20 protein-coding genes and 1 pseudogene are annotated in these 18868 nt (G+C 68.8%); 14 read left to right on the top strand and 7 right to left on the bottom strand.

The annotated features are described in order from the left end of the window. Positions 1–10 precede the first annotated feature (10 nt). Positions 11–973, top strand: coding sequence for a 5-bromo-4-chloroindolyl phosphate hydrolysis family protein (locus tag AAIL68_RS11980; protein ID WP_347140010.1), 963 nt, complete (start codon positions 11–13; stop codon positions 971–973). Between the two features lie 6 nt (positions 974–979). Further along, complete coding sequence (gene truA / locus AAIL68_RS11975) at positions 980–1759, top strand: tRNA pseudouridine(38-40) synthase TruA (RefSeq protein WP_347140009.1); 780 nt, start codon at positions 980–982, stop codon at positions 1757–1759. Here the strand turns inward: truA and AAIL68_RS11970 are convergent. Next, entirely contained in the window at positions 1756–2493 is a 738-nt protein-coding gene (locus AAIL68_RS11970) for a sugar transferase (RefSeq protein WP_347140008.1), read from the bottom strand. The two genes, truA and AAIL68_RS11970, sit on opposite strands and share 4 nt — an antisense overlap. Before the next feature lie 151 nt (positions 2494–2644). Between AAIL68_RS11970 and AAIL68_RS11965 the strand changes: the two genes are divergently transcribed. From AAIL68_RS11965 to AAIL68_RS11920, 10 genes are all read left to right on the top strand, one after another. Next, positions 2645–3100, top strand: a complete 456-nt coding sequence (locus AAIL68_RS11965) for a universal stress protein (RefSeq protein WP_347140007.1) — start codon at positions 2645–2647, stop codon at positions 3098–3100. Between the two features lie 66 nt (positions 3101–3166). Next, positions 3167–3724 carry a NifU family protein gene (locus AAIL68_RS11960; RefSeq protein WP_347140006.1) on the top strand — a complete coding sequence of 186 codons (558 nt, stop codon included), beginning with the start codon at positions 3167–3169 and terminating at the stop codon, positions 3722–3724. Continuing rightward, positions 3717–4304, top strand: coding sequence for a tRNA (adenosine(37)-N6)-threonylcarbamoyltransferase complex dimerization subunit type 1 TsaB (tsaB, locus tag AAIL68_RS11955; RefSeq protein ID WP_347140005.1), 588 nt, complete (start codon positions 3717–3719; stop codon positions 4302–4304). The genes AAIL68_RS11960 and tsaB overlap by 8 nt, the downstream gene beginning before the upstream one ends. Further along, complete coding sequence (rimI, locus tag AAIL68_RS11950) at positions 4301–4720, top strand: ribosomal protein S18-alanine N-acetyltransferase (protein WP_347140004.1); 420 nt, start codon at positions 4301–4303, stop codon at positions 4718–4720. Before tsaB ends, rimI begins: the two co-directional genes overlap by 4 nt. Before the next feature lie 79 nt (positions 4721–4799). Continuing rightward, entirely contained in the window at positions 4800–5783 is a 984-nt protein-coding gene (locus AAIL68_RS11945) for a BMP family ABC transporter substrate-binding protein (RefSeq protein ID WP_347140003.1), read from the top strand. Between the two features lie 9 nt (positions 5784–5792). Continuing rightward, positions 5793–7406: an ABC transporter ATP-binding protein gene (locus tag AAIL68_RS11940; RefSeq protein ID WP_347140047.1), complete on the top strand. Its 1614-nt coding sequence runs from the start codon at positions 5793–5795 to the stop codon at positions 7404–7406. Between the two features lie 75 nt (positions 7407–7481). Then, positions 7482–7970: a hypothetical protein gene (locus AAIL68_RS11935; RefSeq protein ID WP_347140002.1), complete on the top strand. Its 489-nt coding sequence runs from the start codon at positions 7482–7484 to the stop codon at positions 7968–7970. 3 nt (positions 7971–7973) lie between these two features. Continuing rightward, positions 7974–9068: an ABC transporter permease gene (locus AAIL68_RS11930; RefSeq protein ID WP_347140001.1), complete on the top strand. Its 1095-nt coding sequence runs from the start codon at positions 7974–7976 to the stop codon at positions 9066–9068. Further along, positions 9068–10033 (top strand): ABC transporter permease, encoded by a 966-nt coding sequence (locus AAIL68_RS11925; RefSeq protein ID WP_347140000.1) that lies wholly within the window; start codon positions 9068–9070, stop codon positions 10031–10033. Before AAIL68_RS11930 ends, AAIL68_RS11925 begins: the two co-directional genes overlap by 1 nt. After that, positions 10017–10817: a purine-nucleoside phosphorylase gene (locus AAIL68_RS11920; RefSeq protein WP_347139999.1), complete on the top strand. Its 801-nt coding sequence runs from the start codon at positions 10017–10019 to the stop codon at positions 10815–10817. The genes AAIL68_RS11925 and AAIL68_RS11920 overlap by 17 nt, the downstream gene beginning before the upstream one ends. Before the next feature lie 63 nt (positions 10818–10880). On the opposite strand, the gene mnmH is transcribed toward AAIL68_RS11920, so the two are convergent. Both mnmH and AAIL68_RS11910 read right to left on the bottom strand, forming a co-directional pair. Beyond that, entirely contained in the window at positions 10881–11930 is a 1050-nt protein-coding gene (mnmH, locus tag AAIL68_RS11915; protein ID WP_347139998.1) for a tRNA 2-selenouridine(34) synthase MnmH, read from the bottom strand. Between the two features lies 1 nt (position 11931). Continuing rightward, positions 11932–12492, bottom strand: a complete 561-nt coding sequence (locus tag AAIL68_RS11910) for a L,D-transpeptidase (RefSeq protein WP_347139997.1) — start codon at positions 12490–12492, stop codon at positions 11932–11934. Between the two features lie 397 nt (positions 12493–12889). On the opposite strand from AAIL68_RS11910, the gene AAIL68_RS11905 reads away from it, so the two are divergent. Both AAIL68_RS11905 and AAIL68_RS11900 read left to right on the top strand, forming a co-directional pair. Beyond that, positions 12890–15301, top strand: a complete 2412-nt coding sequence (locus AAIL68_RS11905; protein ID WP_347139996.1) for a heavy metal translocating P-type ATPase — start codon at positions 12890–12892, stop codon at positions 15299–15301. After that, positions 15298–15921 carry an arylesterase gene (locus AAIL68_RS11900; RefSeq protein WP_347139995.1) on the top strand — a complete coding sequence of 208 codons (624 nt, stop codon included), beginning with the start codon at positions 15298–15300 and terminating at the stop codon, positions 15919–15921. Before AAIL68_RS11905 ends, AAIL68_RS11900 begins: the two co-directional genes overlap by 4 nt. Positions 15922–16219: 298 nt before the next feature. On the opposite strand, the gene AAIL68_RS11895 is transcribed toward AAIL68_RS11900, so the two are convergent. The 4 genes and pseudogenes from AAIL68_RS11895 to AAIL68_RS11880 all read right to left on the bottom strand — a co-directional run. After that, positions 16220–16684, bottom strand: coding sequence for a copper chaperone PCu(A)C (locus tag AAIL68_RS11895; protein ID WP_347139994.1), 465 nt, complete (start codon positions 16682–16684; stop codon positions 16220–16222). A 131-nt stretch (positions 16685–16815) separates the two neighbouring features. Beyond that, a complete protein-coding gene (rpmB, locus tag AAIL68_RS11890) occupies positions 16816–17106 on the bottom strand; it encodes a 50S ribosomal protein L28 (protein ID WP_347139993.1) in 291 nt (96 codons plus the stop codon). 136 nt (positions 17107–17242) lie between these two features. Further along, the gene (locus AAIL68_RS11885) at positions 17243–18289 is read right to left on the bottom strand and encodes a trifunctional transcriptional activator/DNA repair protein Ada/methylated-DNA--[protein]-cysteine S-methyltransferase (protein ID WP_347139992.1); all 1047 of its coding nucleotides are present in this window, start codon (positions 18287–18289) and stop codon (positions 17243–17245) included. A 69-nt stretch (positions 18290–18358) separates the two neighbouring features. Then, positions 18359–18868, bottom strand: a pseudogene (locus AAIL68_RS11880) (methylmalonyl Co-A mutase-associated GTPase MeaB); the annotation flags it as partial.

The following is an 18868-nucleotide window of genomic DNA, read 5'->3' as shown; positions in this document are numbered from 1 at the left end:
GGTAAGGGGCATGGCGAAACGCTTTGGCGGGCGCTTCTCGCCCGGAATGGGGCCGCAGAACGGCAATCTGAACCCGGTCCCTGCGGCGCCGATCCGGCACCGGCTGGCGGGGCGCCCGAAATACGTCACCCTCGCGGCGCTGCCCTTCCTGTTCGGCGCCTTCTTCCAGGATCCCGCCGGGATGGCAGGCAGCCTTGCCGCCTTCGGCGTGATCGCCAGCGCCATGTGGATGACGGGCGAAGGCCTGGCTGCCGAGGCCGCCTACGAGGTCCGCCGCGTTGCCCGCCGCCCGGCCATCCCGCGCAAGCTGTTCGGCAGCGTGCTGACGGGCCTTGGCCTGGGGCTGGGAGCAGCCGAACCCGGCAGCCTGGCGGGCGCGGGGCTGATCGGGGCGACAGGCATTGTGCTGCACTGGCTGGCCTTCGGAGCGGACCCGATGCGCGACAAGGGCATGGCGGGCGTCGATGACTTCCAGGGGGAACGCGCCCGGAAGATGATCGAGGAAGGCGAAGGGCACCTCGTCCAGATCCGCGACGCGATCCGCCGCACCGGCGACCGCTGGCTGGAGGCGCGCGTGGATCGCTTTGCCGCGACGGTCGAGGATCTGTTCGACCGCGTGCGCAGCAATCCCGGCGACCTGTCGGCGGCGCGGCGATACATGGGCGTCTATCTGATGGGCGCGCGCGATGCGACAGCCAAGTTCGCAGATCTGTATCGCCGCACCCAGGATCCGGCGGTACGCCAGTCCTACGAGACCTTCCTGGACGATCTGGAAAAGGATTTCAGTGCCAAGTCGCGCCGCCTGCTGGAGGGCGACAAGTCCGATCTGGACATAGAGATCTCGGTCCTGCGCGACCGCCTGGCGCGCGAAGGCGTGCGCGCCAGCGAACCCGCGCAACTGGAAGCGCCCCGGACCGAGACCGCCCGTTTCCTGGACGGGTTGCTGAACCCCGGCCGGGACAAGGCCCGCTGATCCCCGATGCCGCGCTTTGCGTTGAAGATCGAATATGACGGGCGCCCCTTTGCCGGATGGCAGGCGCAGGCCGACCAGCCGTCGGTCCAGGGCGCGGTCGAAACCGCCCTGGCCCGGCTGGATCCCGGCTTTGCGGCAGGCGCACGGGTCGCGGCGGCAGGGCGCACGGATGCGGGTGTCCATGCCACCGCGCAGGTCGCCCATGCCGACCTGGAGCGCGACTGGGATCCCTTCCGCCTGGCCGAGGCGCTGAACTTCCACCTCAAGCCCGCGCCGGTGGCGGTGCTAGCCGCCGCGCGCGTGGCGGACGATTTCCACGCCCGCTTTTCCGCAACCGAGCGGCGCTATCTGTTCCGCCTGCAGGCCCGCCGCGCGCCTGCCACGCATGACCGGGGGCTGGTCTGGCAGGTGCTGAACCCGCTGGATGCTGACGCGATGCGCCAAGGCGCGGCCCATCTGGTGGGGTTGCACGACTTTACCACCTTCCGCTCCTCGATCTGCCAGTCAGCAAGCCCGGTGAAGACCCTGGACGAGATCCGCATCGAGGAAATCGACATCCCCCATGGCCGCGAATACCGCTTTCACCTGCGGGCGCGGTCCTTCCTGCACAACCAGGTCCGGTCGATCGTGGGCACGCTGGAACGGGTCGGCGCCGGGTCATGGCCGCCGGATCGCGTGGCGCAGGCCCTGGGCGCGCGGGATCGCGCCGAATGCGGGCCGGTCTGCCCGCCGCATGGCCTGTATCTGTGCGGGGCCGGCTATCCGCAGGATCCGTTCGCGGGCTAGGGACGTCCGCGCCTGCGCGGGCGTTCATCCTTGCCCAGCACGATCTTGAGCGTATTCCACATGATCCACAGGTCCAGCCGCAGGTCGCGGTGGCGCTGATAGATCAGGTCGATCTTCAGCTTCGCGGGCAGGCAGCGGCGGTAATAGGCCAGTTCGGTGGCCTCGGCGCTTTTGCAGCGGGCGAGGATCCGGTCCTCGTGGCGGTGATAGATCAGCGTGGCAAGCCCCGTCACGCCGGGGCGGCTTTTCAGCACCTGCGAATAGACGGCCGGAAAGCGTTCCACATATTCGCGCAAGGGGGGGCGGGGCCCCACAAAGCTCATGTCGCCGCGCAGGATGTTGAACAGTTGCGGCAACTCGTCCAGGCGGGTCTTGCGCAGGAAATGGCCCAGCGGCGTGATGCGCCAATGCTTGTGCGCGCCGGTGGCGCCGAAATCCCCTTCCTCCGCCAGCATGGTCCGAAACTTCCACTGCGTGAAGGACCGGCCCGGCGCCCGCATCCGCTCGGCCGCGTAGAAGATCGGGCGGCCCTGCTGGATCAGCACAAGGATCGCCACCACCCCCATGGCGATCGACAGCGGCAGCAGCAGGATCAGCGCAAGCGCGATGTCGAACAAACGCTTGCGGCGGGGAGAGGGCTTGCCGACATGATCGGGATGCATCGCGAACCAGGCCATCTTCGGCGCCGCGAGCCGCGCCGAAGGGGTCTTGTCCCAGTCGTGGTGGATCGTCACAATGCCCGCCCTGCAACAACTCGTTCCCTGTTGCGGGTAGCATATAGACGGAAGTATGAAAACCGCCCCTGCGGCAATCCGCCGAATGACTTGCGCGACCATGGCAAAGGGGCCACTGTCGGGCCGGGCACAGGCAACGCAAAGGCAAGGGATGCGCAAGTTTCTGGTCATGCTGGAGGACAGCCGGGAATGTCTGAACGCGATGCGGTTCGCCGCCATGCGGGCATCGAATTCCGGCGGCGCGGTGACGGTCCTTGCGGTCATCCCCCCGAACGAGATCCAGCACGGCTTCGGCGTGGCCGAGGTGATGCGCGCCGAGGCCTATGAGCGGATCGAGGCGCATTTCGAGGTTTTCGCGAAGTGGATGCGGATGCGCCCCAAGGTCGAGCCCGAACTGGTCGTCCGGGAAGGCGATCCCGCCGAACAGCTGCTGGCCTATCTGAACGAAGACCCCGAGATCGGCATTGTCGCCATCGGCCTGAATTCGGAAAAGTCGGCGCAAAACCCCTTGCTGACCCGGCTGCTGCGGGAAGCCGCCACCCTGCCCTGCCCCATCACCATCGTGCCCGCCGATATTTCCAAGGAAAGGCTGGAAGCCATCACCTGACCGCCCCGGCCCGCTTGACCCGCAGCCCCCGCATCGCCATATCCCCTTCCAAAGGAGTCATGGTCCATGTTCATCCAAACCGAAACCACCCCGAACCCCGCGACGTTGAAGTTCCTTCCGGGCGACATCGTCATGGACAGCGGCACGGCGGACTTTCCCGCCGTCGAAACCGCGGCCGCCTCTCCGCTGGCCAGGCGCATCTTTGCCGTGGGCGGCGTGACCGGCGTCTTCCTGGGCCGCGACTTCGTGACCGTGACCAAGGCCGACGACCAGCCTTGGGACCACCTCAAGCCCTCGATCCTGGGCGCCATCATGGAACATTTCCAGTCCGGTGCCCCCGCCATCGAAGGCAAGGCGGACACCACGGGCCATGCCAGCCATGACGGCCCCGATTCGGACATCGTGGTCCAGATCAAGGAACTGCTGGACACCCGCGTCCGCCCGGCTGTGGCGCAGGACGGCGGCGACATCACCTTCCACGGCTTCGACCGGGGCGTGGTCTATCTGCACATGCAGGGGGCCTGCGCGGGCTGCCCGTCATCGACCCTGACGCTGAAGATGGGGATCGAGAACCTGCTGCGCCACTACATCCCCGAGGTGATCGAGGTCCGGCCGGTTGCCTGATCCCGTCGCCATTGGCTTCGACACATCGGCCGCGCATTGCGCGGCCGCTTTGCTGCGCGGGAACGACGTTCTGGCCCATCTGTCCGAGGAGATGACCAAGGGCCAGGCCGAGCGGCTGTTTCCGCTGCTGGAAAGCCTGCTGGCCGGTGCGGGTCTGGGCTGGCGCGACCTGAACGTGATCGGCGTCGGCATCGGGCCGGGCAACTTCACCGGCATCCGCATCGCGGTCGCCGCCGCGCGCGGGCTGGCGCTGTCGCTGGGCATCCCGGCGGTTGGCGTCAGCGCGACCGAGGCCGCGGCCCTGGACCTGCCCCGCCCCTGCCGCGTCGTGTTGCCGCTGCGCGCCGATCAGGTCGTCTGGCAGGATTTCGGCGGCGAGGAAAGCCGGCCGCACCAGACGATTCAAGGCTCGCTGCCGCCGGGCCCTGCCTTGGCGGAACCGCTGGTTCCGACCGTTGTCGCAATCGCCCGCATCGCCCTGGCCCGCCGCACCACACCCGGCTTGCGCCCCGCGCCGCTTTACCTGCGCCCTGCCGACGCGGCGCCTGCGCGCGATGCGCCGCCGCTGATCCTGCCGTGACCCCCGACCAGCTTGCCGCGCTACACGCGCGCTGCTTCACCCTGCCCCGTCCGTGGAGCGAGGCCGAGTTCGCCGACCTTCTGGCAAGCCCCCATGCTTTCCTGCTGACCGGCCCCCATGGCTTCCTGCTGGGCCGCACCGTTGCGGACGAGGCCGAGCTGCTGACCTTGGCCGTCGCCCCCGAGGCCCGCCGCCAGGGCATCGCACGCGATCTGCTGGCGGAATTTGCCGCCACGTCACGCGGGCGGGGCGCCAGCCGCGCCTTTCTGGAGGTGGCCGCCGACAACGCCCCCGCGCGGGCCTTGTATTGCGCCACGGGCTGGCGGGAGGCCGGGCGCAGGCGGCGTTATTACGCCCCCGATCTGGACGCGATCGTCATGGACCTGCCGCTGGATGGCGGCCAAGAAGGCAGTTGACCGCCTGCGGTCGATGCGCCCTAATCGCCCCATCGACGGGCGGCTTGAATCGCCCGGCACAACAGGATGAGGTTTCGGTATGTCCCTGACGAAAACGCTGCTGGCGGGCGTGGCGCTGACGGCCCTGACGGGCGCTGCCGCCCTGGCGGAGCCGGCGCTGATCTTCGACCTTGGCGGCAAGTTCGACAAGTCCTTCAACGAAGCGGCCTATATGGGCGCGCAACGCTGGGCGGAGGAAACCGGGGGCAGCTACAAGGAACTGGAAATGCAATCCGAGGCGCAGCGCGAACAGGCGCTCCGCCGTCTGGCCGAGACCGGCGCCAATCCCATCGTGATGACCGGCTTCGCCTTCGGCGACGTGCTGAACCAGGTGGCCCCGGATTACCCCGACACCAAGTTCGCGATCATCGACATGGTCGTGGAACAGCCCAACGTCCAGTCCATCGTCTTCACCGAGGAACAGGGCGGTTATCTGGCCGGGATCATGGCCGCCCATGCCTCGAAATCGGGGACGGTGGGCTTTATCGGCGGCATGGACATTCCGCTGATCCACAAGTTCGAATGCGGCTATTCCCAGGGCTTCAAGGCAGCCAAGCCTGACGGAAAGGTGCTGGTCAACTATACGGGCACCACGCCCGCCGCCTGGAACGACCCGGTGAAAGGGGGCGAGCTTGCCAAGGCCCAGATCAGCCAGGGCGCCGACGTGATCTATGCGGCGGCGGGCGGCACGGGCATCGGCGTGCTGCAGGCCGCAGCCGACGGCGGCATCCTGTCGGTCGGCGTGGACAGCAACCAGAACCACCTCCATCCCGGCAAGGTGCTGACCTCGATGGTCAAGCGCGTGGACAACGCCGTCTATAACGCCTTCAAGAACGGCGTGGAGCCGGGCGTCAAGGTCATGGACCTGAAGGCCGAAGGCGTGGACGTGGCCATCGACGACAACAACAAGGCGTTGATCACCCCGGAAATGCAGGCCGCCGTGGATGAGGCGCGGGCCAAGATCGCCAGCGGAGAGATCAAGGTCCACGACTACATGACCGACAACACCTGCCCGGTCCAGTAAATGGGCGTGATGACGCAAAGCGGGGGGCGGCCGGAAACGGCCGCCCCTGCGGCGATTGAACTGCGCGGCATTTCCAAGGCCTTCGGGTCGGTGCAGGCCAACCGCGACATCCACCTGCGGGTTGAACGCGGCACGATCCACGGCATCATCGGCGAAAACGGCGCGGGCAAGTCCACGCTGATGTCGATCCTTTACGGCTTCTACAAGCCCGACGCGGGCGAGATCCTGGTGGGCGGCAAGCCCCTGACCATCACCGACAGCCAGACCGCGATCCGCGCGGGCATCGGCATGGTCTTCCAGCATTTCAAGCTGGTCCCGAACTTCACCGTGCTGGAAAACATCATCCTGGGGGCCGAGGACGGCGCGCTGCTGCGCCCGTCGCTGTCCAAGGCGCGCGGCGTGCTGAAGCGGCTGGCCCAGGAATATGAATTGAACGTCGATCCCGACGAGGTGGTCGAGGATCTGTCGGTCGGCCACCAGCAGCGGGTCGAGATCCTCAAGGCGCTGTATCGCCAGGCCGACATCCTGATCCTGGACGAGCCGACCGGCGTGCTGACCCCCGCCGAGGCCGACCACCTGTTCCGAATCCTGGAGGGGCTCAGGGCCGAGGGCAAGACGATCATCCTGATCACCCACAAGCTGCGCGAGATCATGGAGATCACCGACACCGTATCCGTCATGCGCCGCGGCGAGATGGTGGCGTCGGTCAGGACCGCCGAAACCAGCCCCGAGCAACTGGCCGAGCTGATGGTGGGCCGCAAGGTGCTGCTGAACGTGCAGAAGGCGCCCGCGGCGCCCGGCAGGCCGATCCTGGAAATCCGCAACCTGCGCATGGTCGATGCCGATGGCGTCGAACGCCTGCGCGGCATCGACCTCGACATCCGCGCGGGTGAGATCCTGGGGATCGCGGGCGTGTCCGGCAACGGCCAGACGCAGCTTCTGGAAATCCTGGGCGGATACCCAGAAAAGGGCAGCACCGTGACGGGCGAGGTCCGCGTGAACGGCACCCCCCTGCCGCTATCCGGTTCCACCTGCAACGCCGCCGAACGCCGCCGCCAGAACATCGGCCATATCCCCGAGGACCGGCAGGTCGAAGGCCTCATCATGGATTTTGCCGCCTGGGAAAACGTGGCCTTCGGATACCACGACGCGCCGGAATACGGGCGCGGCCCGATGATGGACCGCGACGCGATCCGCCGCGACGCCGAGGGCAAGATCGCGCGCTTCGACGTGCGCCCGCCAAGCTGCGACCTTGCCGCGCGCAACTTTTCCGGCGGCAACCAGCAGAAGATCGTCGTGGCCCGAGAGATCGAGCGCAACCCCGACCTGCTGCTGATCGGCCAGCCGACGCGCGGCGTGGACATCGGCGCCATCGAGTTCATCCACAAGCGCATCGTGGAGTTGCGCGACGCTGGCAAGGCGATCCTGCTGGTGTCCGTGGAACTCGATGAGATCATGTCGCTCTCGGACCGCATCGCCGTGATGTTCGACGGCCGCATCATGGGCGAGCGCCTGCCCCATGACGCGACCGCCGGCGACCTGGGCCTGCTGATGGCGGGGGTCGATCCCGCCGCGCCCGGTGCCAGCCCCCATCCCCAAGACCCTGCCCTTCGAGAATCCTGAATGACGCCTGCCCGAATTGCCTGCCTGTTTTCCCTTCTTCTTGCTGCAAGCTGCGGCAGCGTCCCCATGCCGCGGATGCCCAAGATGGACATCTGGCCGGGGGGCGAGGCGCCCGACCGCCTTGTCCAGGCCGCCGAGGCCCGTGCCCAGACCCGCGCCCGCAACCCCGACGGCAGCTGGGCCGTGGCCGATCCGATCAAGGGATCGGACTATCACGCCGATTTCGCGGGGAACTGCGTGACGGACGCGCGCGGCATGGCCTGCGCCGACCATGCCCCGATCGAGATGCCCGGCGAGGCCGAGGCCGCCCCCCAGGTCGCGGGCCGCGTCGCCATCGCCTTCGCCACCCTGTCCGACGGCAGCCGCTGCACCGGAGAGGCGCGCCAGGGCAAGACGCGGTCCGAGGAAAACCTGCTGGCCGTTCGCGGCTATCCCGGCGCGAACGGGGCGGTCCCCCGCGCCCGCAGCCTGGCGCGCATGGCGGGCAATGGCGACGCAATCACCTGGGACCGGATCGCCAGCCCACAGGCCTTCCTGGCGCTGTGCCATGGCATGAAAGGCTGACGCATGACCCGGATGCCGAAATGGGCCGATGTGATCCTGACACCGCTGATCTCGCTGGTGCTGGCGATGGCGATTTCGGCGCTGGTGATCCTGGCCATCGGCGAAAGCCCGATGGTGGCGCTGACCACGATGATCGATGGCGCGCTCGGCTCCAGCTATGGCTGGGGCTTCACGCTGTATTATGCCACGAACTTCATCTTCACCGGGCTTGCGGTGATGGTCGCCTATCACGCCAGCCTGTTCAACATCGGCGGCGAGGGGCAGGCCGCCATGGGCGGCCTTGGCGTGGCCCTGGTGCTGTTGTTCCTGCCCCTGCCGCATTGGGCGCTGGCCCTGCCCGCCGCGATGATCGGGGCCGCAGCCTTCGGCGCGGCCTGGGCGCTGATCCCCGCGCTGCTTCAGGCGAAACGCGGCAGCCATATCGTGATCACCACGATCATGTTCAACTTCATCGCCGCCGCCGCGCTGAACTATATCCTGGTAAACCTGCTGCGTCCGACCGGCAGCATGGACCCGGCCTCGGCCCGCTTCCCCGAGGCCACGCACCTGCCCAAGCTGTCGGACATGGCGCTGACCTTCGGCTTAGAATGGGGCAAGAACACGCCCGTCAATATCAGCTTCTTCGTGGCCGTCCTGGCCTGCATCCTGGTCTGGCTGCTGATCTGGCGGTCCCGCCTGGGGTTCGAGATCCGCGCCTTCGGCAAATCCGAACCCGCCGCGCTTTACGCGGGCATCAGCCCGGTCCGCATCACGGTGATCGCCATGCTGATCTCGGGCGGCTTGGCGGGCATGATGGCCATCAACAACGTGATGGGAGAGGCCGAGCGCCTGGTCCTGAACGCGGTCGAGGGTGCGGGCTTCATCGGTATTGCCGTGGCGCTGATGGGCCGCAACCACCCCTTGGGCGTCTTCCTGGCCGCGCTGCTGTTCGGCTTCCTCTACCAGGGCGGGGGCGAGCTGGCGCTCTGGACCTCCATCCCCCGCGAACTGATCATCGTGATCCAGGCGCTGGTGATCCTGTTCACGGGCGCGCTCGACAACATGGTGCGGATGCCGCTGGAACGGTTGTTCCTGGCCCTGCGGAAAAGGGGCGCGTGATGGATCTGAACACTGTCCTGCAAATCTTCGACAGCGCGGTGCGGCTGATGACGCCGCTGCTGCTGGCCTGCCTGGCCGGGCTTTATTCCGAACGCGCGGGCGTCTTCGACATCGGGCTGGAGGGCAAGATGCTGATGGCGGCCTTCACCGCCGCCGCCGTGGCCTATGCCACGGGCAGCGCCTGGCTGGGCCTGATCGCGGGCATCGCCGGATCGCTGGCGCTGTCGCTGATCCACGGCCTTGCCTCGATCACCTTCCGGGGCAACCAGCTGATTTCCGGGGTGGCGATCAACTTCCTGGCTTCTGGCCTGACGGTCCTGCTGGGCCAGAAGATCTTCGCCTTGGGCGGCCGTACCCCCTCGCTTGAAGGCGCCGCCCGCTTCGGCGAGATCGCCCTGCCCCTGGCCGAGACCCTGCGCCCCCTGCCCGTCATCGGCCCCTTTTATGCCGAGGTGATCTCGGGCCATTCGATCCTGGTCTATGCGGCCTTCCTGCTGGTGCCGCTGACATGGTGGGTACTGTATCGCACGCGCTTCGGGCTGCGGCTGCGGGCAGTGGGCGAAAACCCGGCCTCGGTCGATACGGCGGGCGTGTCGGTCACGCGGCTGCGCTATGCGGCGGTCGCGATTGCCGGACTGCTTTGCGGGCTGGCGGGGGCTTACCTTGCAACCGGGTTGTCGGCGGGCTTCGTCAAGGAAATGACCGCCGGGCGCGGCTTCATCGCGCTTGCCGCGCTGATCTTCGCCAAGTGGCGGCCCTGGGGGGCGCTTGGCGCGACCTTCCTGTTCGGGTTGCTGGAGGCCATCGCCAACCGTTACCCCAACCTGGACTTGGGGCTAGTCACCATCCCGTCAATGTTCATGAACGCCCTGCCCTATATCCTGACCGTGATCATCCTGGCCGGTTTCGTCGGCCGCGCCATCCCCCCGCGTGCCGGAGGAGAGCCCTATGTCAAAGAGCGCTGAGCTTGCCCGCCTGATCCGCGACCGCGCGGGCGACGAGGCGCCGGAATACGGGCTGATCCTTGGGTCCGGTCTGGGCCACCTGTCGGGCACCGTCGATGGCGTGGCGATTCCCTATGACGATCTGCCGGGCTTTCCCCATGCGGGCGTGTCGGGCCACGTGCCGCAACTGGTGGTCGGGGACCTGGAAGGCCGCCGCGTCGCGGTATTCGGCGGCCGGTCGCATTACTACGAATCGGGCCGGGCCGATGCCATGCGCCTGCCTTTGGAAACGCTGGCCGCGCTTGGCTGCGAAAAACTGATCCTGACCAATGCCGCAGGCTCGCTGCGCCCCGACATTCCGCCAGGTGGGCTGATGCTGCTGAACGACCACATCGCCTTTGCAGGTACCAACCCCCTGATCGGCGAGAAAACCGACGCCCGCTTCGTCCCCATGACCGACGCCCATGATGCGGACATGCGCGCGGCCCTGTCCACCGCCGCGCTGACCGAAGGCATCGACCTGGCCGAAGGCGTCTACTGCTGGTTTTCCGGCCCCAGCTTCGAGACGCCTGCCGAAATCCGCGCGGCCAGAATCCTTGGCGCGGACGCTGTCGGCATGTCCACCGTGCCCGAGATCATCCTGGCCCGCTTCCTCGGGCTCCGCTGCGCCGCGATCTCGGTCATCACCAACATGGGCGCGGGCCTGTCCGACGAATCGATCAGCCATGACCACACCAAGGCCATGGCCCCCCTGGGCGCCACCAAGCTGGAACGCATCCTGCGCCGCTTCCTGCGCGACGCCTAAAGCTTCTTCTTTGTCCAAATACCCCCGCCGGAGGCTCCTGTCCCCGCCACCCACGCAGGGGCTTCAGGTCAGGCGCACAAGCGCCGCTTCCACCCTGGCCGCCGCCGCATCCAGATCCCGCAGGTCATCCAGCGGAACGACCGCCTTCTCCCGCTCGGCATAACGCAGCCGGTGCTTCAGATAGCGCGGGTCGTAATGGTCGCGCAAAAGCCCCTCGGCCAGACCGCGCCAATCGCCAGCAGCGATGGCGGCCTGCCAGCTTTCGATCCGCTCGGCCGGGTGCAGCGGCGCCAGCGCGGCCACGATCGCCTCGACCCGCGCAGGATCCACCACCATGTCGTCATAGGTGGCGGCGGTATAGCCTGCGCGCGCCTCGACCGGCACCTCCAGCCGCAGCCGGGGCGCGGCGCAGATCGCCTGCCACATGGCCTTCGGCACGGTTATCGCGCCGATGCGGCTGCTTTCCGCCTCGACCAGGACGGGGCGCGAGGAATCCAGCCCCTCCAGGGCAACCGCCAGCCGCCCCTCGAACAGCTTCTGGCTTGGCTGGCCATCGGGACGCCCGCCGAACAGGCTGCCGCGATGATTGGCCAGCCCCTCCAGGTCGATCACCTGCCAGCCACGCATGGCCAGCCGCGACAGGATCGCGGTCTTGGCGCTGCCGGTATTGCCGTCCAGAACGATCACCGGGACGGGCACGGGCTGGTTCTGCACCCGCTCCACGACAAGCGCCCGCCAGGCCTTGTAGCCGCCGTCTATCCGGTCCACCCGCCAGCCGATCTGCGACAGGATCGTGGAAAAGCTGCCCGATCGCTGCCCGCCCCGCCAGCAATAAACCAGCGCGCGCCAGCTTCCGTCCCGATCCGCCAGCGGCCCGGCGATATGGCGCGCGGCATTGGCCGCAACCAGGGCGCCGCCCAGCTTGCGGGCGTCAAAGGGGGACACCTGCTTGTAGATGGTGCCGACCCGCGCCCGTTCGGCATCGTCCAGCACGGGCAGGTTGATCGCGCCGGGCAGGTGATCCTCGGCATATTCCGCCGGAGACCTTACGTCGATGATGTCGTCGAACCCCGCAAACGCGGGATCCGACAGGCGCGTCAGCGTCAGGGTCACATCAGTAGACGTAGACCGGCGCCCCGATGGGCACCTGATCGTAAAGCGCCATCACCGCCTCGTTGCGCATGCGCAGGCAGCCATTCGATACCGCGCGGCCGATGGATCCGGGTTCCGTCGTGCCATGGATGCGGATCGCGGTGTCCTGGCCCTTGTCGTTGTAGAGATAGAGCGCCCGCGCCCCCAGGGGGTTCTGCGGACCGCCCGGCATCCCGTCGGCCCATTTGGCGTATTGCTGCGGCTTGCGCTTGATCATGTCGGGCGTGGGGGTCCAGGACGGCCATTCGACCTTGCGGCCCACGGTCGCGCGGCCCTTCCAGACCAGCTCCGCCGTGCCCACGGCCACGCCGTAACGGACCGCCCGGCCGGGCGCGATCACGTGATACAGGAAGAAGTCCTTGCTGACCACGACGATGCTGCCGACCTCGAAATCCTCGCGGATCGCGACCTCGGTCGGGGCATAAGGGTCGCGCGCTGCTTCCTGCGAGAAGGCCAGCGAGGGGGCGAAATAGGCGGCGGCCATCAGCGGCACGGCCAGCGACATCAGCTCACGGCGGTTCATGGTGATCCTGTGGGTCTCGTGTTCTTCTGCTCTGCCCTGCCCATAGCAAGGGAGGGGCCATTCATGCAACTCACGACGGCGTTTCGTGTTCACTTTGCTCTTGAACCTTGGCTGGCGGGGGCACATCTGCTGTTCATGGACCCTGCCCTGCGCCCCTGTTGCCATGCAAGACGCCCCCTGCGGCGGCCCGCGCATCTGTGCCGGGGCCGGGGGGATCGTGCCTGCCGCTGCCATCAGGACGCGCGCCCCGGCCTGGTCCGTCCCCGCCGCGCGCTGCGGACCGATCCCCGCGCGCTGATCGCCGCGCAGTTTCCCCGGCAGGCGCCGACACGGCCGCAAGCGCCGCCCCGTTTCCTGAATCCGTCCTGCACCCTTCGCATGATTTCAGGAAACAACCATGACCGCCACCACACTTGAGCTGCCCATACCGGGCATAAGCTGCGCCGCCTGCGCGGGCCGCGTCGAACGCGCGCTGACCGCCCTGCCCGGCCTGACCGACATCGCCGTCAACCCGATCACCAGGCGCGCCAGCCTGCGCGCCGATGGCACCGCGCTGATCGACATCGACGCCGCCCTGACGCAGGCCGGCTATCCGCCCGACCTGACCACCACCCGCCTGGACATCCAGGGGATGAGCTGCGCGTCCTGTTCGGGACGGATCCAGCGCGTCCTGTCCGCCCGTCCCGACGTGGCCGAGGCGCAGGTGAACCTGGTCGCGGGCACCGCCCAGGTGCGCCATGCCCCCAGCCTGCCGCCCGCCGATCTGGCCGGGATCGTGACCAAACTGGGCTATCCCGCCGCCGTCCACCAGGACGCCGCCGCCCCCGTCGTCAGGGAGGATGAGGCCGCGACCCTGAAGCGCGCCTTCCTGACCGCGCTTGCCCTGACCCTGCCGGTCTTCGTGGCGGAGATGGGCGGGCATCTGGTTCCCGCCTTTCACCATTGGCTGCATGGGCTGATCGGCTCAACGCCGCTGTTGTGGATGCAGATGATCCTGACCGCGCTTGTCCTGGCCGGGCCGGGGCGGCGCTTCTTCGCGACCGGCATCCCTGCCCTGCTGCGCGGCGGACCCGAGATGAACAGCCTTGTCGCGCTCGGCGCCGGGGCAGCGTTCCTGTATTCGGCGGTCGTGGTGCTGGCACCCGGCCTGATCCCCGAAACCTCGCGCCATGTCTATTTCGAGGCCGCGGCGGTCATCGTCACCCTGATCCTGATGGGCCGCTGGCTTGAGGCCCGCGCCAAGGGCCAGGCGGGCGCCGCGATCCGCGCGCTGATCGAGCTTGCGCCCGACCGCGCCACCGTTCTGAAGGGCGGCAAGCCTACCCAGGTCGCGGTGGCCGACCTGCGGCCCGGCGATCTGGTGCTGCTGGCGCCGGGCGAACGGGTCGCGGTCGATGGCACCGTGGCCGAGGGCGAGGGCCATATCGACGAATCCATGCTGACGGGCGAACCGATCCCGGCCCCCAAGGCCCCCGGCGATCCGGTGACCGGCGGCACGGTGAACGGCACCGCCGCGCTGACCTATCGCGTGACCGCCACTGGGGCGGACACCACCCTGTCGCGCATCGTCCGCATGGTCGAAGGCGCGCAGAACGCCCGGCTTCCGGTCCAGGCCCTGGTGGACCGCATCACCCGCATCTTCGTGCCGGTGGTGATGGGGCTGGCGGCGGTGACCTTCCTGCTGTGGCTGGTCTTCGGCCCGGATCTGGCCCATGCGGTCGTGGCGGGCGTCGCGGTCCTTATCATCGCCTGCCCCTGCGCCATGGGTCTGGCGGTGCCCGTATCCATCATGGTCGGCACCGGGCGGGGCGCGCAACTGGGCGTGCTGTTCCGCCGGGGCGAGGCCCTGCAGCGCCTGTCGAACGCGCGCCTGATCGGCTTTGACAAGACCGGCACGCTGACGCGCGGGCGGCCTGAACTGGTCGCAGTCCACACGGACGGCATCGCCGAAGACGAAGCCTTGCGCCTTGCCGCCGGGGCCGAGGCACGGTCCGAACACCCGCTGGGCGCGGCCATCGTCGCCGGGGCCGTGGCGCGCGGGCTGGACCTGCCGCCGGCGCAGGACGTGAAGGCCAGCGCCGGGCGCGGGTTGTCGGGCGTGGTCGAAGGCCGCCGCCTGCTGATCGGCAACCTTGCCGCGCTGACCGAAAACGGCATCGCCCCCACCCCCCTCCTGCGCGATGCGGCGGAGAAAGAGGCGACCCAGGGCGCGACCCCGGTTCACATGGCCGTCGATGGCCGCCATGTCGCCAGCTTCGCCCTGGCCGACAGGGCCCGCCCCGAGGCGCAGGACACCATTGCCACCCTGCACCGCATGGGCCTGCAAACCGCGATGCTGTCGGGCGACATTCCCGCGACCGCGCAGGCGGTGGGCGCGCGCCTGGGGATCGACGACGTGCAGGGGGGCCTGATGCCGGGCGACAAGCTGGCGGCGATCGGCCGGATGGGCGCGGGGTCGGTCTTCGTGGGCGACGGCATCAACGACGCCCCGGCGCTGGCTGCGGCGGAAACCGGCATCGCCATCGGGTCCGGGACCAGTATCGCCATCGAATCGGCCGATCTGGTGCTGATGTCGGGCGATCTGGGGGGTGTGCCCCGCGCGATCCGGCTGTCGCGGGCGGTGATGCGCAACATCCGCCAGAACCTGTTCTGGGCCTTCGCCTATAACACCGCGCTGATCCCGGTTGCCATGGGCGTGCTGGTGCCCTTCGGCGGGCCGCAGTTGTCGCCCATGCTGGGGGCGGGGGCGATGGCGCTGTCCTCGGTCTGCGTGGTGGGCAATGCCCTGCGCCTGAGGGCGGTGCGATGATCGGGCGGCGGGGCGTTCTGGCGGGGGCGGCGATGGCCCTTGCCGCTGCGGCCCCGCCGCGTCCGCGCGTGCTGGCCTTCGGCGACAGCCTGTTCGCGGGATACGGCCTTGCGCCGGGCCAGGGCATGGTGCCGCAACTGCAAGCCTGGCTGGACCGCGACGGCACGCCCGCCACGGTGATCGCGGCGGCGCTGTCGGGCGACACGACCTATGGCGGGCGGGCGCGCATCGGGTTCTCGTTGCGCCGCCACCGTCCCGATGCGGTGATTGTCGAGCTTGGCGGCAATGACATGCTGCTGGGCTGGTCCGCCGCGCGGGCCGAGGCGAATCTGGACGCAATCCTGGCGCAAGCGGGTCAGGGCGGGCGCCCGCTGCTGCTGGTCGGGCTGAACCCGGTCCCAGGCGAGGCGGCATGGCGGCAGGCCTGGCGAGACATCTGGCCGCGCTTGGCCGAACGCCACGGCGCGGTGCTGCTGCCCAGCCTTTACGCGCCGATCGCCGCGCGGCCCAGGTCGGAACACCGCAACTATCTGCTGGCGGATGGCGTCCATCCGAACGCGGCGGGCATCAGGCTGATGGCCGCAGCACTCGGTCCGAAAGTCAGGCAGATGCTGGGTTAAGGCGGATCGGTAGTCATCCCTGCGCGGCCTTGGGTCTGGCGAAGGCCATCGCCTTCGCCACGTGGCTCCATAGCCGCCAATGCCGCCGGGCCCCCAAAGGCCCGGCCAGCGCCCGCCCCGCCACCGGCGGGCGCTTCACGCCCACCGGGTCGGGCGCCGGCCTACCGGGGTCGCGGGATGGCATCGTTTCTGGCGGAACCCGATCACGCGGACGGGGGAAACGCAGTGCGTTTCCTGGTCCCGCCCGTTCACGGAAACGGACTGCACCGCTCCTCTCGCTGCCGAATCCCGATCCGTCCTAGTGGCCCTGATGGTCCCCATGGCCGCCGGTCGCGTCCTCGGCGCGGTCGTTGTCCAGCGCGGCCTCGACCTGCTGCGTCCCGCAATCCCCGAAATCCAGCGTCAGGGCGATCTTGTCGCCATCGGCCAAGGGCTTGGTCAGCCCCATCAGCATCACATGGTCCCCACCCCGCGCCAGGGCATGTTCGCCCCCCGCCGGAATGTCGATGCCGCCTTCGATCTTCTGCATCTTCATCACGCCGTTGTCTTCGACATTGGTATGCAGGTCCACCATGTCAGCCGCGTCCGAGGCAGCGCCGGTCAGGCGGCAGTCGGCCGCGCCGTGATTTTCCACCACCATGAAGGCGGCTGCCGTCTTGGGATTGGTGCTGCGGACATAGGCATCGCGGATCGCCAGCCCCTCCTGTGCCAGGGCCATGGCGGGCGTCACGACCGCCAGGGCGGCCAGGGTCATGCGGATCATCGTCTTGTCCTTCTTCTGCGGCGGCCTCGCGCCGTGGCGCGACCATCACCGAAGGCCGCGCGGAAGGCAACAGACATGCAAAAGCCCCGTCGAGCGAACGACGGGGCATATTGCCGCAGTCACGGGCCGGATCAGGCCTGGGGCGCTTCGGCCTTGGCGATCTCGCGCTTGATCTTCAGCGCGCGGTCCGACAGTTCGCTGTCCTTGGCTTTCGCCAGAAAGGCATCCAGGCCGCCACGGTGATCGACCGAACGCAGCGCCGCGGCCGAGATGCGCAGCGAATAGCCGCGGTTCAGTTTTTCCGACAGCAGCGTGACCTCGTTCAGGTTCGGCAGGAACCGGCGACGGGTCTTGTTGTTGGCGTGGCTGACATTATTGCCGGACATCGGGCCTTTGCCGGTCAGTTCGCAGACGCGCGACATGGTATTGATCCTTCGTCTTTGCTATGCGGGCGGTCCCGGCGGGGGTTCCGTCCCAAAGTGAAAGGGCGCCGCGAGGCAGCGCCCGGAAATCCGTTTGCGCGTCCCTAATGGAAGCCGAAGGCGCCGTCAACCCGAATCAGGCATAGGCGCGCTCGATCCCGATCAGCTTTTCCTTGCGCCACAGCCCGCCCGCATAGCCGGTCAGGGTGCCATCCGCGCCGATGACGCGGTGGCAGGGCACGACCAGGGCGATGCGGTTCGTGGCATTGGCGCGGGCCACGGCACGGACAGCCAGGGGCCGCCCGAGGGTTGCGGCAAGCTGGGCATAGCTGCGCGTCTGGCCGGCGGGAATGTCCTGCAAGGCGCGCCAGACCTGCTGCTGGAAGGGCGTGCCGTGCAGGGCCACGGGCACATCCAGGCGCGGCGCCTGGCCCGCGAAATAGGCGGCAAGCTGCGCTTCGGCCAGGTCATGGACGGGCGTGCGGCCCAGGCCGACCCGCCCGCCCACATGCGCCGACAGGCGCCGCAGCCCTTCGGGCAGGGCCTTGCGGTCGATGAACTCCAGCAGGTGCAGCGCCTGGTCATCGGCAATGGCGATCATGCCGCCCAGGGGCGTGTCGATCCAGTCGGCCAGCAGGTCGGACCCCTGCCGCATCTCGTGCGGCGCATGGCCGAACAGCCGTGCGAAGGCCGCCCGGAAGCCCGAGGCCGAATCGAATCCCGCCTCCAGTTGCGCGTCAATCATCGGCGATCCTTTCGTCAGGCTGGCCATGCCGCCCCGCAGCCGCGCGGCGCGGGCCATCGCCAGAAAGCTTTGCCCGAAATGCCGCTTGAAGGCGCGGCGCACGGTCGAGGGGTCATGCCCAAGCGCCAGCAGGTCGGCTTCGGACCAGCGGTGGTCGGGGCGTTCCTCCAGCCGGGCCAGCAGGTCGCGGACCAGCGGGTCGCCATCCGCCGTGGCGCCCAGCGGATGGCAGCGGCGGCAGGGGCGAAAGCCCGCCGCCTGCGCGGCGTCAGAGGATGCGAACCAGCGGCAGTTCTGCGGCAGCGGCTTGCGGGCCGGGCAGGTCAGGCGGCAGAAGATGCCCGTGGTGGTGACGCCCACCAGGGCGCGGCCTTCCCAGGCGGGGTCGCGCGCCACAAGGGCGGCATAAAGCGTGTCGTCGTCAGGCAGATCCAGCATGTCAGCCCCCTTGTCCATGCCCTGAACCCTAGCCGATTCGCAGCCGCCATGGGCCGCAAAATCGGGCGTTTATTTTTCCTGCGCCAGCCAGCCCAGCATGTCCCGCGCGGCCTCGGCCGGGGCGGCGGCGCCACCCGCCACGGCATCGCCCAGCCGGGCCAGGCGGTCGCGCGCGGCAGGCGTGTCCAGCCGCGCCAGAAGGCCTGCGCGCACATCCGCCAGGAACCATTGCCGCACCTGTTCCGCCCGGTTGGCCGCGAAATGGCCCTGGTCGCGCCGCCACTGGGTCAGCGCCTGCATCTCCTCCCAGGCCTTGGCCAGCCCGTCGCCGGTCGCGGCAGAGACCGGCAACGCCTTGGGAAAGCCCTGCGGATCCTGCGGGCGCTTGCGCAGCAGCCGCAGCGCGCCCGCGTAATCAGCCACCGTGCGCCGTGCGGTGCCCAGCAACTCGCCATCGGCCTTGTTGACCAGGATCAGGTCGGCCATTTCCATGATGCCGCGCTTGACGCCCTGCAATTCGTCGCCGCCCGCAGGGGCCAGCAGCAGGACGAACAGGTCGCACATCTCGGCCACCAGCGT

Origin of the sequence: Paracoccus sp. SSK6 (genome assembly GCF_039770665.1) — a bacterium.
Lineage (GTDB): Bacteria > Pseudomonadota > Alphaproteobacteria > Rhodobacterales > Rhodobacteraceae > Paracoccus.
Note: the sequence above shows the minus strand (reverse complement) of the source record. Positions and strands in the feature narration are given on the sequence as shown.

What these genes read in the sequence shown, in the direction of transcription:
- AAIL68_RS11980 (WP_347140010.1), top strand. Translation starts at nt 11, where the DNA reads ATGGCGAAACGCTTTGGCGGGCGCTTCTCGCCCGGAATGGGGCCGCAG.
- truA (WP_347140009.1), top strand. Translation starts at nt 980, where the DNA reads ATGCCGCGCTTTGCGTTGAAGATCGAATATGACGGGCGCCCCTTTGCC.
- AAIL68_RS11965 (WP_347140007.1), top strand. Translation starts at nt 2,645, where the DNA reads ATGCGCAAGTTTCTGGTCATGCTGGAGGACAGCCGGGAATGTCTGAAC.
- AAIL68_RS11960 (WP_347140006.1), top strand. Translation starts at nt 3,167, where the DNA reads ATGTTCATCCAAACCGAAACCACCCCGAACCCCGCGACGTTGAAGTTC.
- AAIL68_RS11945 (WP_347140003.1), top strand. Translation starts at nt 4,800, where the DNA reads ATGTCCCTGACGAAAACGCTGCTGGCGGGCGTGGCGCTGACGGCCCTG.
- AAIL68_RS11940 (WP_347140047.1), top strand. Translation starts at nt 5,793, where the DNA reads ATGACGCAAAGCGGGGGGCGGCCGGAAACGGCCGCCCCTGCGGCGATT.
- AAIL68_RS11935 (WP_347140002.1), top strand. Translation starts at nt 7,482, where the DNA reads ATGCCCAAGATGGACATCTGGCCGGGGGGCGAGGCGCCCGACCGCCTT.
- AAIL68_RS11930 (WP_347140001.1), top strand. Translation starts at nt 7,974, where the DNA reads ATGACCCGGATGCCGAAATGGGCCGATGTGATCCTGACACCGCTGATC.
- AAIL68_RS11925 (WP_347140000.1), top strand. Translation starts at nt 9,068, where the DNA reads ATGGATCTGAACACTGTCCTGCAAATCTTCGACAGCGCGGTGCGGCTG.
- AAIL68_RS11920 (WP_347139999.1), top strand. Translation starts at nt 10,017, where the DNA reads ATGTCAAAGAGCGCTGAGCTTGCCCGCCTGATCCGCGACCGCGCGGGC.
- AAIL68_RS11910 (WP_347139997.1), bottom strand. Translation starts at nt 12,492, where the DNA reads ATGAACCGCCGTGAGCTGATGTCGCTGGCCGTGCCGCTGATGGCCGCC.
- AAIL68_RS11905 (WP_347139996.1), top strand. Translation starts at nt 12,890, where the DNA reads ATGACCGCCACCACACTTGAGCTGCCCATACCGGGCATAAGCTGCGCC.
- AAIL68_RS11900 (WP_347139995.1), top strand. Translation starts at nt 15,298, where the DNA reads ATGATCGGGCGGCGGGGCGTTCTGGCGGGGGCGGCGATGGCCCTTGCC.
- AAIL68_RS11895 (WP_347139994.1), bottom strand. Translation starts at nt 16,684, where the DNA reads ATGATCCGCATGACCCTGGCCGCCCTGGCGGTCGTGACGCCCGCCATG.
- rpmB (WP_347139993.1), bottom strand. Translation starts at nt 17,106, where the DNA reads ATGTCGCGCGTCTGCGAACTGACCGGCAAAGGCCCGATGTCCGGCAAT.
- AAIL68_RS11885 (WP_347139992.1), bottom strand. Translation starts at nt 18,289, where the DNA reads ATGCTGGATCTGCCTGACGACGACACGCTTTATGCCGCCCTTGTGGCG.